The sequence below is a fragment of the Stagnimonas sp. FW305-C-60 genome (assembly GCF_058782965.1).
Genome location: NZ_JBYSYF010000001.1, coordinates 1147519 through 1161365, shown reverse-complemented (window position 1 = coordinate 1161365; position 13847 = coordinate 1147519). Strand labels below are relative to the sequence as shown.

13 protein-coding genes are annotated in these 13847 nt (G+C 66.3%); all 13 read right to left on the bottom strand.

Translation table 11 applies throughout. The annotated features are described in order from the left end of the window. Positions 1-22: 22 nt before the first annotated feature. On the bottom strand, positions 23-3097 hold the full coding sequence (locus tag AC3WT6_RS05290; RefSeq protein ID WP_492652513.1) for a diguanylate cyclase domain-containing protein: 3075 nt from the start codon (positions 3095-3097) through the stop codon (positions 23-25). Continuing rightward, positions 3087-4904, bottom strand: coding sequence for a pilus assembly protein TadG-related protein (locus AC3WT6_RS05285; protein ID WP_492652512.1), 1818 nt, complete (start codon positions 4902-4904; stop codon positions 3087-3089). Before AC3WT6_RS05285 ends, AC3WT6_RS05290 begins: the two co-directional genes overlap by 11 nt. Then, positions 4885-5250: a DUF3613 domain-containing protein gene (locus tag AC3WT6_RS05280; protein ID WP_492652511.1), complete on the bottom strand. Its 366-nt coding sequence runs from the start codon at positions 5248-5250 to the stop codon at positions 4885-4887. The genes AC3WT6_RS05285 and AC3WT6_RS05280 overlap by 20 nt, the downstream gene beginning before the upstream one ends. After that, positions 5247-5951: a tetratricopeptide repeat protein gene (locus tag AC3WT6_RS05275; protein ID WP_492652510.1), complete on the bottom strand. Its 705-nt coding sequence runs from the start codon at positions 5949-5951 to the stop codon at positions 5247-5249. The genes AC3WT6_RS05280 and AC3WT6_RS05275 overlap by 4 nt, the downstream gene beginning before the upstream one ends. Before the next feature lie 44 nt (positions 5952-5995). After that, positions 5996-6931 carry a type II secretion system F family protein gene (locus tag AC3WT6_RS05270; RefSeq protein WP_492652509.1) on the bottom strand — a complete coding sequence of 312 codons (936 nt, stop codon included), beginning with the start codon at positions 6929-6931 and terminating at the stop codon, positions 5996-5998. Further along, complete coding sequence (locus tag AC3WT6_RS05265) at positions 6928-7860, bottom strand: type II secretion system F family protein (protein WP_492652508.1); 933 nt, start codon at positions 7858-7860, stop codon at positions 6928-6930. Before AC3WT6_RS05265 ends, AC3WT6_RS05270 begins: the two co-directional genes overlap by 4 nt. Then, a complete protein-coding gene (locus AC3WT6_RS05260; protein ID WP_492652507.1) occupies positions 7861-9081 on the bottom strand; it encodes a TadA family conjugal transfer-associated ATPase in 1221 nt (406 codons plus the stop codon). 13 nt (positions 9082-9094) lie between these two features. Beyond that, on the bottom strand, positions 9095-10303 hold the full coding sequence (locus AC3WT6_RS05255) for a CpaE/TadZ family protein (RefSeq protein ID WP_492652506.1): 1209 nt from the start codon (positions 10301-10303) through the stop codon (positions 9095-9097). 20 nt (positions 10304-10323) lie between these two features. Next, positions 10324-11682 (bottom strand): type II and III secretion system protein family protein, encoded by a 1359-nt coding sequence (locus AC3WT6_RS05250; RefSeq protein ID WP_492652505.1) that lies wholly within the window; start codon positions 11680-11682, stop codon positions 10324-10326. A gap of 20 nt (positions 11683-11702) precedes the next feature. Continuing rightward, positions 11703-12626 carry a Flp pilus assembly protein CpaB gene (gene cpaB / locus AC3WT6_RS05245; RefSeq protein ID WP_492652504.1) on the bottom strand — a complete coding sequence of 308 codons (924 nt, stop codon included), beginning with the start codon at positions 12624-12626 and terminating at the stop codon, positions 11703-11705. Between the two features lie 83 nt (positions 12627-12709). Beyond that, positions 12710-13186: a TadE/TadG family type IV pilus assembly protein gene (locus AC3WT6_RS05240; protein WP_492652503.1), complete on the bottom strand. Its 477-nt coding sequence runs from the start codon at positions 13184-13186 to the stop codon at positions 12710-12712. Next, positions 13183-13644 carry an A24 family peptidase gene (locus AC3WT6_RS05235; protein ID WP_492652502.1) on the bottom strand — a complete coding sequence of 154 codons (462 nt, stop codon included), beginning with the start codon at positions 13642-13644 and terminating at the stop codon, positions 13183-13185. Before AC3WT6_RS05235 ends, AC3WT6_RS05240 begins: the two co-directional genes overlap by 4 nt. Before the next feature lie 4 nt (positions 13645-13648). After that, on the bottom strand, positions 13649-13828 hold the full coding sequence (locus AC3WT6_RS05230) for a Flp family type IVb pilin (RefSeq protein ID WP_492652501.1): 180 nt from the start codon (positions 13826-13828) through the stop codon (positions 13649-13651). Positions 13829-13847 lie beyond the last annotated feature (19 nt).

The following is a 13847-nucleotide window of genomic DNA, read 5'->3' as shown; positions in this document are numbered from 1 at the left end:
CAGAGACAAGCAGAAACGCTGCCTACAGCGGCTTCAGCGTCCGCCCGCCAAAGCGGGCCATGAACTCCACCGCCGACAACGGTGCCTGCAAGGCCGGGCCGCAGAAATAGCTGACGCCCGCCTGCTGCATCCGCTGCCGCGACTGCCCGGCGCTCAGTCCCTCCAGTAGCAGCGGCCGACCACTGCCCGCGTAACGGCGGATGCGCTCCAGGCCGGCATCATCGTGGCCGACACCGGCAGCGAATTCCGCCGGCAGCACGATCAGCGCCACCGTCTCCAGCACCGCATCCAGCGCCGGTCGGCGCACTGCCAGGCGCATGCCCTGGCGCAGAAGCCGCGCCCACAGGAGTTGCACCGAGTCGATGGCATCCGGCCAGTCCTCGCCTTCGATCAGGGGGATCAGCAAGGACGGCGGTACCCGGAATTGCTCCAGCAGTTCGCGCAGGCGGTCGGCAAACTCCGGATCGCGCCACTGCCGGGCGGTGAGCGGCAACAGCACCGGCAGCGAGGGCAGCGCCTGGGTCTGGTTGGGGCTCTGCAGGCGCAGCACTTCGCGCAGTAGCCAGGACTCGATCGCGGCATTGAGACCCAGGCGCCGCGCGGCGCGCAGGGTCTCCTCGGAGCCGATATCGCCATGGCGCGGATGCTGCCAGCAGAAATCCGCTTCGGCAGCCGCCACCGATTCATCGGCGGCGAATACCGGCAGCAGGCGCAGCTGGATTTCACCGGACTCCAGGGCGGTGTGGATGTCGCGGGCGAGATCCGGCAACTGCTCGTCGCCTGCCGCTCCGGCGACACCCAGGGGATGCAGACGGATCTGGCCCGGCCCCTGCTGCTGGGCCTGGATCATCGCCATGTCGGCGTGGCGCAGCAGGCCCTCGGCGTCGGCCGGGTCCAGCGGCGACAGGCTGATGCCGATGCAGGCGCTGAGCGGAAAACGTAGGCCCCGCACCTCCACCGGCACCCGCAGCTGCTCCTGGATCTTGTCCGCCAGTTGCAAGGCTTCTTCCTCGTCGCGGATGCCCTGGGCCAACACCACGAACTCGTCACCGCCGAGGCGGGACACGGTGTCGGCCACCCTCAAGCCGCTGCCCAGACGGTCGGCCACGGCGCGCAGCACCTGGTCGCCGATGGCGTGGCCGTGACGCTCGTTGAGCGCCTTGAAGTCGTCGAGGCTGAGAAAGAACAAGCCCAGCTGGCGGTCGCCACGCGCTGCCACCCGCATCGCCTGCTGCAAGCGGTCGACCAGCAGGGTGCGGTTGGGCAGGCCAGTGAGGCTGTCGAAATGCGCGAGCTGGCGCATGCGCTTTTCCGCCGCCTCGCGCTCGGTGATGTCGAGCGCGATGGCCATGAACACCGGCGGCTCTTCCTCGCGCGAGAACGACAGCCGCACTTCCACAGGGTAGCTGCTGCCATCCTGGCGGCGATGCCGGGTCTTGTAGCTGACGTGGTCGCTGTCGCCGCCACGCAGCTTCGACAGATGCCCCTGCAAGGTGGCGGGGTCGAGATCGGTGGCGATGCTGCTCAAGCTCATGCGGGCGAGCTGTTCCGGCTTGAGGCCGAGATTGCGGCGCGCGCCCTTGTTGACCTCGATGAAGTACAGCGACTGGGCGTCGAAGATGTAGATCTCCTCGCTGGCGGCATCAAGCAGCCGCCCCAGCCGCTGAGCCAGGCCCTGGCTACGCAGGCGCTCGCTGATGTCGCGCACCATCACCACCAGCCGCTCTTCGCCGCCACTGTGCATCACCTCCACCAGCAGTTCGGCCGGAAAGGTAGTGGCATCCTTGCGCCAACCCGCCAGCTTGGGCATGCGACCGCTGCCGGCGGCGACGTAGTCGGTGAGCTTGAGCCCAGGCGTGTTCATGAACGGCACCGGCAGCAGGCGCGCCACCGTCATCCGCAGCATCTCCTCCTCGGTGTAACCGAACAGGCGCAGCGCCCGGGCATTGGCCGACTGGATCACGCCGTTGAGATCGGTGGTCAGCACGCTTTCGGAGAGATGATTGACGATGCCCTCTGCCAGCTCGGTCTGCCGTTCGCGGCGCTGCCGCTCGGCCACCCGCTCGCTGACGTCGCGGAACAGCATCAGGGCACCCTGCCCGCCGTCGCTGAGGGTCTGCGGACAGGCGCTGGCTTCGACGTACTGCTCGTTAAGACTGCCGCCGCGCGGCCGCAGCCGAAGCTCCTGCGCCGCCTGGCCCGTGTGCTCGCGCAGGCAGAGTTCCGCCGGGCTGGGCTGCGGCGCGCCCTGGGCGTCGCGAACATGGAACACGGTGTAGACCAGCTGCCCGATCGCGTCGCTCGCGGTCCAGCCGGTGAGACGGCTGGCGGTGCCATTGATGGCGCGCACCCGCTGCTCGGCATCCACCAGCAGTAGGCCGATCTGCATCTGGTCGTAGCTGTCATCGCTGGCCGTCGCCGGCAGCGGCAGCACCGTCGACGCTGCCGGGGTGCCAGCGCCCTGCGACGACCCCGAGACCCTGGGGATCAGCGAGGTCCGCTGCGGCCAGAGCGCGCGCAGCAGCAGCAGGCTGGCGATGCCAAACAGTAGCGCCAGCACGGCGCCGAACAGACTCAGACGGTGCAGGCGATCCACCGCCTCGTCGCGCACCAGGCGGGCGGTGTTGCCGCCGATGGCGTATTCCAGGGTGCCCAGGCGGCGGTCGCCGTCGCTGAGGCTGATGCGACCGGTCTCGCCGAAGCGGTTGTAGAGCGCCAGACGCAGCCAGCTGCGCGCCTGTGCCGGCAACCAGCGGCTGCGGTTGATGGACTCATAGCGCCCGCGCGCGATCAGGGCCTGGCCATCGGCATCCAGTACCGCGAGGTAGCGGAAATCCAGATCCTTGCCATCGAGCAGGCCGGCCAGCGCCGTCGCCAGCGCCAGTTCGCTGCCGGTCTGCAAGGGCGCCAACAGCTGCCGCTGCGCCGACTCCAGCGCCCAGGCGCGGTTCATCCGCACCTGCAACTGCTGCGCCGCCCACAGCGATTGCAGCGCCAGCAGCAGCGCCCCCAGCACGCTGAGCAGTGCCATCAGCGCCGCCACTTGCAGCCAGATCGGCTGTTGCGCGCGGAATTGTTTGAGGCGGCTAACGGGCATAAATGACCGGCTGGGCCAGCTCCGACTTGCCATCACCAGCGGTGACCGCCACCACCCAGAACTCGGTGTCGCCCACCGACAGATTGGCGGCCCGCAGCAGCGGCAGTATCTGCGCCGCCAGCGGTTCCAGAAACTGCCCCAGCAGCTGCTGATTGAGCTTGCTCAGTAAGGGCTGCACTAGGCTGTTGACGGTGCCGCTCAAGGCCGCGGGCAGGCCCGGTGGCAGGCTCACCTGCAAGCGCACGCCGTCGATCAGCGCCGGCAGCGCCTCGACCAGTTCGCGGCTGCTGATGCCGCCGATCCGCGCCGGGCTGCCATCGCACTGCACCGGGCGCCCCCAGGCTGGGCCCTCAAAGCAAAGATTGCTGTCGCGCCCGCCCAGATGCACGCTGCTCGGTTGCAGGCTGACCCTGACCCGCTGGCCGCTGAGTCCCGGCGGCAGGCTGATCGGCAGGCTGGGCAGGCCACCCGGGGCCGCCCCCAGCAACTCGTCCAGCGGGATGGATAGCAGCTCTACCGGGTCCAGCCCCAGGCGCAGATCGGGCGTCGCACCGGCCACCGTGCCGCCAACGCCGAAGCTGATGCCGCGACTGTTGCCGCGCACCAAAACCCGCGTCAGCGGCACGCCACGGCGCGCGCATTCGACGTCGGTGACGGTGGCGGACTCGCCGCGGGAGTCGACCACGAAGCTGAGCGGCGCCAGCGGCTCGCCATTGAGTGGATTGACCAGGCGCACGCGCAGGCGCAGCAGCCCGCCGACGCTGGCGGCGGCCTCCTGGGTTTCCAGGCTGACGTCGGTGAACGAGGGCGTATAGGAGCCAGGACGCGAGGGCTGCGGCGTCAGCTCGACTTCGACCCGATCGTTGAGGAAATCCAGCGGCGGCGGCAGATCGGCGATACGGATCGGCCCCGGCGTGCTGAGCTGGCTACTGACCGCCGCCAGCACCGCCCCGGTGTTGACGGTGGCATTGCTGACCAGGCTCATCGGCGTGCCTGCGGAAATGCCCAGCACCTCGGCCGGCACCACTTCGACACCAGCGGCCACGGTGTCGCTATAGCCGCGCACCGCCGACGCCGCCAGCGCGTCACCCTGCTGGTCGAGCGCGCCAGCGATGGCGTTGAGCAGGCCGGCCACCCGCACCGGCGTCTGCAAGTCCGGGTATTCGATGCCGGCCACCACCTGCGCGGCAACCAGCTTGCGCACCTCGACATCGGTCTCGGCGGTCAGTCGGCGACCGCCGGCCAGGAGGCGCACATTGAGTGGAAACAGGCCGGCAAACAGCTGGCCCTCGCTATCCCCCTCAAGACCGAACACGGTGGGCTGGAAGGCGGTGGTCGCCAGCACGCTGGACTGTGCGGCGCTGCGTGCCAGGAGCTTGCCGGGCTTGTCGCTGAAATTGAGCGCCAGCAGACGGCTCGGCGTGGCCATGCCGAGCGTCACCTGCACCGAATCGCGCGGCGCGCCGAGATCGCTGGCGCGAAACTCGAAGCGATCGTCCACCCAGGCCTTGCTGCCGGCCAGAACCCGGATCTGCAGATTTTCGGGCGCGCGATTACGCGCGAGGCTGGCCAATACCTCCGATTCCGCCGCATCAAAATTGGCGCCGCCACTCAGACAGCCGCCCGCGACCCGCGCGGCATCCATGGCGGCCAGGTCAGCCAGCCTCTGCAGGTTGCGCTGCGCGTTGTAGAGACGCCCGGTGTCGATGGCCAGCGCCACCGAGGCCAGCAGCGCGATCAGCGAAATAGCGACGAATACCGCTGCGGCTCCGCGTTGTCGCTGTCGGCTAGTTGCTGCTACTGCCATTGCCGCCGCCCTGCGAGCCGCTGCTCTCACGCGGGAACTGCGCGGGGATCGGGTGCTTGAAGCTGTTGAGGTAGCGCTGATAGACCGCGTCGGCCACCTCGCCAGGCAGCGGGCGGGCGCCACCGGCGGCGGCGCTGCCGCTGGCCTGCAAGTCGATCCAGGCATGGGAGTCGGCGCCCAGCACCGGCTCGCCACTGGGCGCGGACTTGGCCGACGGCTCGCTGCCGGCATCGGCGGAGAACTGCCGCTGATCGGTCTGGGCGGCGGCCAGCGTCGCCCAGCTGCTGAGCGTCAGAGCGGCGATCAGGGACGCCAGGCCCGAAAACAAGTTGGCTGAGAGTTTCATCCGGCACCTCCGGTGCGGCTGGTGGTCTGGCTGCTGCCAGATTTAGGGGAAGTCGTGTTCTGTTTCAGACTCTGCGCCTGGGTCCGCAGGCGCGCAAGCGCGGTGGCATCGATGCCGGCCTTGTCGGCAACGCGTCGTACCGCGGCCTCGTCGCGCATCAGAATCAGCAGGATGATCAGGTTGTTGCGGGCCTTGGCTTCGTTCGGCGCCAGCTCGGCGGCGGTGGCCAGCTCGGGCTTGGCCTCGCTGTACCGGCCGGCCTGCATCAGCGCATAGCCCAGGTCGTTGCGGACGTCGACATCGGTCGGGCGCAGCAGCGAAGCCTCACGCAGATAGCGGATGGCGGTAGCGAGATCGCGGCTGGCGTAGAGCCGCCCCAGACCGTGCTTGGCCGCCCCCGCTTGCGGGCCAGTCAGCAGCCCCTTGTAAAGCGCCTCCGCCTCACGCGGCTGGCCCAGATTGCGACGGGCGTCGGCCTCCAGCAGGCGCAACTCGGAGGAGTCGCCATGGGCGCGCCGGTCTTCCTGGATGTGCGCCAGCGCCGCGTAGAACTGCCCCTGGGCCATCAAGGAGCGCACCGCATCGAGGTAGAGCGCGGCTTCGGAGCTGGCCGCCTCCGGCTTGCCGGAACCGATGGGGTTGTCGAGGGTGCGCAGGCCGCTACAGGCGGTCAGCGCCAGCAGGCAACTGCTCAGAGCCAAGCGAGCAAGGCCCAGGCCCCGCCGAGATGCCCGAGGATCAGCCACTAGCCGCCCCCGGCGACGTGGCCCATTGCCTTCATGATCGCAACCACTGCCGGCCCGGCCACAAAGATCAACAGCGCCGGGAAGAAGAACAGCACCATCACCACGGTCATCCGACCGGAAATTAGGTTGACCTTCTCACGAAGATCAAGACCTCGCCGCTCCTCGATAAGCGCCATGGCCTCAAGCAGAGGGCCACGCACTTCACCACCGTAGCGATCCATTTGCCGCAACACCGAAAGCACACCGCTGAGGTCATTGACCTCCATCGCCTCACCCAGGCTCTTCAGCACGGCCGCGGTTTCGGCGCCAGCCTCCAACTGGCGCAGCACCATCTCAAACTCCGATCCCAACTCCGGCAACACTCCTCCGCCATCACGCACGATGCTGGCAAAAGCTTGGCGTGTGGACAGTCCCGCCTCAAAGAGCAGCACCAGGAGATGCACGAACAGAGGCACTTCGCGTGCGATGCGCTCCCGCCGAGAATTCGCCGCGCCGCGCAGTACCCAACGGGGGATTAGAAAAGAAAGCGCCAGCAGCGCAAAGGCATACAGCAGGATCATGAGGCCGGGCGCCTTACCGAGCAGCCAGAGGGCGGCCAAGATCAGAACAGCCAATATCGGCATCAATGCCTGGAACACGTAGAAAACCAGCCGACGCTCGGCACCGCGCCAACCGGCCTGGGCCAGGAGCCGCGGCGTTTCGCCCTCCTTGTCCACCCACTGTTCGACGCTCTTGCCGGTGCGCGCCAGGCCCTGCACCGCAGGATTGGCGGTGGCCTCCTCGTAGTCCTCGACCGGCGCGTCCTGGCCCAACACCCGCCGCTTCAGACGGCTGTCCTGGCGTGCGCGCAGGCCCAACACGAACAGCACCGACAAGCTGATCACTGCCAGTACGATGGCGACCGCGACGATCACCCCAAAACTGGCGGCGTTCATGCGTCGGGATCCTCGGTGGCGTTCATCATGCGGAACAGGATCGCCACGCCGATCACCTGCAGCACCACAGAGGCAACCAAGAACCAACGCCCGGTGGAGTCGTCCCACATGGCCTCGTAATAGGCCCGGTTACGACTGAATATGTACAAGGACAATGACACCGGGATAATCGCCAGCACCATCGCCGAGAAGCGGGTTTCGGCGGTTAGTGCACGCAGCTCGCGGGCAGCGACGTCACGCTGGCGAATCGAGGTGATCAGGCTCTTCATCACCTGCTTGAGCGAGCCGCCATACTTGCGATTGATCGACGCCGCCAGACCGATAACCTTGAGATCACGTAAGCGGTGAATGTCGCCCGCCTCGGCCAACACCGTTTCCACCGGCGCGCCCAGACGCACCTGACGACCAATGCTGACAAATAGCGGGCGTATAGGATCAGGTGCCTCGCGAACAGCAGCGGCCAGCGACTCCTCCAGCGTATTGCCAGCGGTCAGCACGCGCATGGCCGCCTCAAGGAACATCGGCAGCTGCTCAACGATCTTTGCCCGGCGTCGGGCGGCGTTGCGGGACAGCACACCCAGCACAATAACCACGGCCAAGCCAATTGCCAGCGAACCGGCCAGAACGCCGAAGATCAGCAACAGCAAGGGGATCAGGGCGACAGCAACAATCAGCCCTTTGCCAACAGTCTCCGTCGGCAGGTCAATGCCGGCGCGCCAGAACAGACGGCTGAAGAAGCGCACCAGAAAATTGCCCTGCGCTTGGCTACGGGCAATCAGCTCCTCTGCGTTGGCGTCGTCTCCCAGTACCCGAAGCCGCAGATCAACGTCAGCGCGACGGGTACGGCTGGCGGCTCGCAGCAACAACAGTACAGCGCCACCGCCCATTAGCAGGGCCAGCCCGAAGAAGACCAGAGCCTGGATCGGCATTTAGCCCCCTCCCCGCAGATCCTGGCGCTGACCACTCACCGGATCAAAGCGGAACAGGTCACGCAGCTGCAGGTTCTCGCCCTCGAGCCCCAAAACCTCGGTAACCGCCATCAGCTTGCGCGCGCCCGTGGGCAGGCGAGCGACATGCACGAAGAGGTCGATGGAGGAGGCGATCTGGCCACGAAAAGTAGCGCCGCTGCCCTTGAAGCCGGCAAAGCCGGCCAACAGTTCCAGTCGGTGGATGGCATCGCGGGTGGAATTGGCGTGCAGGGTGGTCATCGAGCCGTCGTGGCCGGTGTTCATCGCCTGCAACATGTCCAGCACTTCGTCGCCGCGTACCTCGCCGACGATGATGCGGTCTGGGCGCATGCGCAGGGCGTTGCGCACCAGATCGCGGGCAGTCACCGCGCGCTGGCCCTCCAGATTTGGTGGCCGGGTTTCCAGCCGCACCACATGGGCGTTTTCCAGCCGCAGTTCGGCGGCGTCTTCGACCGTGATCACCCGCTCTTCGGCCGGGATCCACTGACTGATCAGATTGAGAAAGGTGGTCTTGCCGGAGCCGGTGCCACCCACCACGATCAGGTTGGCACGGTCCAGCACCCGCTTGCGCAGGTAGTCGATCTCAGCGCGGCTGACCGTGTCGGACCGCAGCAGATCGTCGGCGGTGAGCGCGGTCTTGCGAAACTTGCGGATCGACAGACAAGGTCCGTTGAGCGCGATTGGCGGGATGATGGCGTTGACGCGAGAGCCGTCGGGCAGGCGGGCGTCGACCATCGGCGTGGATTCGTCCACCCTTCGGCCGATCGGCGCCAGGATGCGCTGGATCACCCGGATCACATGATTGTCGTCGGTAAACCGCACCGGCGCGCTTTCCAGCACGCCGCCGCGCTCGACGAACACCGCGGAGGGACCATTGACGACGATGTCGTTGACGGTGTCGTCCTCAATCAGATGCTGGATCGGCCCGAAGCCGGTCAGCTCGTGGCGGGCGTCGGCGGCCAGCGCCTCGCTCTCGCGCTGGTTCACCGGCAGGCGGTTGTCGAGCACGTAGCGACGCACCTGCTCGCCGACGAAACGCTCCAGCTTCTCGTCAGCCCAGCTGGAAATGTCGAGATCGCGCTCCTCGATCTGCTGGATCAGGAAGCGGTGCAGATTGCCCTTCAGCTGCTGGTATTGATCCGAGAGCCGGAAGCGCTGGACGGGATCGACAAGGGCGGACATGAGCGTCAATCCCTTACCGGAACAAACGGCCCAGCAGACCGCCATTGGCCGCTTCCACCGGCGCGGCGGCGCCAACCAGCAGAGCGCCGGCGAGCTTGCGCACCGCATCACAGTAAGGGTCTTTGGGTGCGATCGAGAACAGCGACTCGCCGGAATTCATCGCCTGGATGCGGTTGTAGCCCTCGGTGGTCAGGGTCGCCAGTAGCGGCAAATCAAACAGTTCGGCCAGATTGGCCGGCTCCAGGCCCAGCCGGCGGCGATAGTTGTCGATCACCAGTCCGGCGCGGTCGAGGCCGACATCTTCCAGCCGCAGGGCGCGCAGCAGGTACTTGGTCTGGCGTGACTTGAGGATCGACTGGTCGGTCAGCACCAGTACCCGGTCGGACTGGCTGATGGCCCCGCGCAGGAACGGCGTGCCGCTCTGCCCATCGAGCGCCACCACCACAACCTGGAACAGGCTGCGAAGCACCCCCAGCAGGCGGCCGAAATCCTCGGCCGGCAACGCCGGTCGACCGATGCCGTCTTCCGGCAGCGAAAGCAGGTAGACGCCGCTGGAATGGCGGGTGAAGGCGGTATCCACCAGGGTCTGGTCGCAGCGGTGCACATCGGCCACCGCGTCGATCAGGCTGTAGGTGGGCGAGAGGTTGAGAAAGATCGCGCCGGCACCGGCCGGCATCGCCGCATCCACCAGCAGAACCCGCTCGCCATTGCGGGCGCGCTCGGCGAAGCACAGCGCCAGATGTGTGCTCAGAAAGGCGATCGCCTCGTAAGGCTGAGCGCCTACCACCGAATACAGCTTGCCCTGGCCAACATTAGCCGCCACCGCCACCTGGGCAGCGGCGCCGGCCCGGCGCAGCAGCTTGCCAACCTGGATGGCAAGCTTGCTGTCGTCGCGGCGAAGCACGAAGAAATCGCGGGCACCGGAGCGCATCGCGGTCAAGACCGTGGCGGCGTCCTCGCTGGAACCCATGCCGACCACCGGCAACTCCGGAAAGCGCTCGACCACCGCTTCGACCAGCAGCGCACGCTCGGCAGCGTTGTAGTCCTCAAAATCGCAGAACAGCAGGTCGACCTTGCCAGCACGCTCCAGCCGGCCAAGCAGGTCGGCGGCGTCGATCGGACGTGTGAAGCTGCAATCGACACTGGAACCCAGTGCCGTCTGCAACCAAGGCTGATAGGCCGGATCGTCGGCGATGACGAAGGCAGTGGCTTTTGAGCTCATGAAAGGGAGGGCAGGTGGCGCTACTTGCTGAAGCCGAAGGATTCCGTCTCGAACTTGCCACTCTCGAACAACATCAGCTGCCCGAACGAAGGCTTGTAGGCCTCCAGCTCGGCACCCGGCAGCGCCGGACGGCGCGCATCGCGCGCAATCGGCCGCACCAGCCGCGGCGTCACCACCATCACCAGCTCCCGCTGCTCGCGGTTGACGCTGGAGTTCTTGAAGAAGGCACCGATCACCGGCAGATCGCCCAGCCAGGGCACCTTGTCGATGCTGTTGATCATCGTATTGCTGACCAAGCCGGAAATCACGAAGCTCTCGCCATCGCCCAGCTCCACCGTGGTGTCGGTACGCCGTACCGAGAGTGCCGGCACGGTGACGCCACCGGAGGTGATGCCCGCGGAGAAATCAAGGTCGCTGACTTCCGGCGCCACCTTTAGTGCGATGCGGTCGCGCGACAGCACAGTAGGCGTCAGCGACAGGCGAATGCCGAACTCCCGGTAATTGACCGTGACACTGCCATTGGTGCCGCCCTGGCTGACTGGGATCGGGAACTCGCCGCCGGCCAGGAAGCTGGCAGTCTGGCCGCTCATCGCGGTCAGCGTCGGCTCGGCATAGGTGCGCGCCAGTCCGCGGTTCTCCAGCACACTGAGGATGCCCAGCAGGCCGTCGGCGGGATTGCCGATCACCAAGTTGAACGCATTGCTGATCGGGGACGGGACCGACAGGGAACCACCACTACCTGGAACACTGGGCGCGCTGACCGAGGAGCTGGACGAAAAAAGGCCGGCCGTTGTGTTGGACGAGTTCTTCAGGAGATTGAGCCCGAACTGTTGCAGAGCGCTGCGCTTGACCTCGACGATCTTCACCTCGGTCATCACCTGGGTGTCGAGGTCGACGCTGCTGCGGTCGGGCACGGCGGCAGACTTGCCGGTCTGGTTGAGCGCCTGCAGATCGGCGGCGATCTTGGCGCGACGGTGCGCCAACAGGCTGTCGGTGCTGCCGGTCAGACCATCCTGGGCGTCGGCCTTGGCCTTGGCGGTTTCGGGATCAACCAGCTTGGGCTTGAGCGGATCGACCACCGGCCCGACGCGCAGGCGGTACTCCTGCGCGGTAGCGGCCCCCTTGGGCCAGATCAATAGGCTGGTGATACCCACCTTCTTACCGGTGACCAGCACCTCGCGACGGTTGACCACGGTGACCTCGGCGACCGCCGGATCGCCGACCGCAACCCGGGTCACTTCCTGCGGCTGACGCAGCAGCTTGTGGACGCCGGCCTCCACCGCGATGACCCGGCTGTCGGAAGACGCCTGCGCCGTGGCGGTGGCCGTACCCAGCAACAGCATGCAGGCCATGCCGCATGCGGCGAATACCGATTGCATCGATGCGTTCCTTGCGCGTTTCATTGGGATACCTTGGTGACCTGCGAGCCCTGGATAACTTCCACCACGGCGGGCGAGCCGAACTTCCGCTCTAGAGCCGGCGGCGGCTTGACCCTGGACAGCTCGGCGGCGGTGATGGCCTTGTCCGGCACCTTCTGATCCTTGGCGGCGGTCTTGGCGGGCTCGGACAGCGGCAGCCCGCCTTCGGTCACCTCGGCAGGCGCCTCTTCGGCGGTCGCGGTCTGCTGCCCGCGCAAGGCTAGGCGGATGTCGCCCAGGCTCATACCCAGCATCACCCGAGTGGTGTCGGCATCGGGCACCGCGATCACCGCGGTGCGCTGACGGCGGCGGTTGGCATCCTGCTTCTCATCTTCCTTGAGCCCCTGAGGCCGCTCGATGATCTGCTCCTCGAAGGCCAGTACCCGGGCGTTTTCCAGCAGCACCCGCGACTGCGCATCGGTGACGCCGGAGCCGCCGCGGAAATAGACCAGCACATCGACGTTGTCGCCGGGGCGCACGAAGCCGCCGGTAGCGATCACCTCGTTGACCTCCAGGGCCAGCGCCTGGTGGCCGGGCGGAATCACCTTGGCGAGGATGTTCCCTTCCTTGAAATAGCGGTGGGTGATCGGCGCCCCGGCATCGACATCCACCAGCGGCACCCGGCCGACCACTTCATCCAGGTTGGCGTAGTAGTCGGTGGGGGTGACCGCCACCGGCACCAGGGACACATCGTCCCGGCCGATGATCTTGTAGGCGGCCAGCGGCTTGAGCGCCACTACGGCCAGCGTCTGAGGCGCCTGCTGCCCGACGACCTTGGCGGCCTCCGCCTCGGCCTTGGCGGCGCGAGTGGCGTAGTTTCGGCTCATGCTGAACCCGAGTGCGGCCAGCACCAGGGTCAACAGCACCAGGATTACCGCTGCCACTTTCAGCGCTGTGCTGCTCATGTTCTGTCGATCCCTCGAAATCCCACTGCTGGATTCTTACACGTCCGCGCCATTCTTAGGTCGTGGAGCGTGGACAACTTTAATCAAATGCGCGCCGTCGCCTGCGCCACCAAGCTATCGGGCATCGGCGGGATCGAAAAGCCACCTGGGAAGGTAATCGCCGGAAATAGATCGGGGTTTTTTAACGGCAGCTCAAGCCGTATGACGACAACATCACTCCCATCGATGACCTGGAACTGAGGCACGACTTTCTCGCCGTTCTCACCGACCACCAAGCTGCGTTGCTGCAGCCACTGCAATTGTTGGGCAGCCAGTTGCTGCACGCGGGTCTGGATGCGCGCGGTATAACTGGAAGCCGGGGTTGGATTTACGGCAACCGCCGACTCCGCCAGATGCTGGGCGGTGTAGGTGATCGCCTGCTGCAACACATAAACGTAGGAATATGCGATTACTGCATAAACCAGCGCGAACAGAACCGGGAACACCAAGGCGAATTCCACCGCAGAAGCACCGAATTGCCGCCTCCGGGAATGTCCGCTTTTGAGTTCCTTCTTATTCATGCGCCACTCCATTGAGACAGCAGCATAGCCGCAACGAACCCTCCACCGAGAGCCACCGCCGCAGGTAGGCGCAGGCCTCTCGCTCTCCGCAGGCCTAATCCCACCAGGACCAGCAGTGATATCAGCCCCAGTAACAGCGCCGAAAGCAGCAAGGCCTGCAGCACCCCCACAACTCCGAGCAGCACCCCGTGAACTGCGGCCAGTTTAACGTCGCCCGCACCCAACTTAGCGCTGAGATAGCCCGGCATCAGCAGACCGCCGCCAACGCAAGCTCCAAACAGGCTGTCGATTGGAGTCGCCCCCAGTAAACCCTCGCCGCGCACTAGCACGGCGAGGGCCGCCGGGAACAGAACCACTAGTAGAGTCCAATTTGGAACTCGTCGTTGCCGCCAGTCGAAGACGGCGACCACCACCACCCAAAGCAGCAGGGCCGCGACTACCGCATCGCGACCTTGCACGAGATCATTTGACCGTCGTGAGCTTGGCGGAAATGGTATCGAACGCGCCCGACAGACCGCCACTACCGGTAAACGCCGCCATGATGACCACCAAGGCCACGGCAATCAGACCAACCACCAGACCGTATTCGACGGCACTGGCACCTTCTTCGTCTTTGAGGAACTTCTTGATGTAGTTCAGCATGGCACTGCTCCTGGATAAG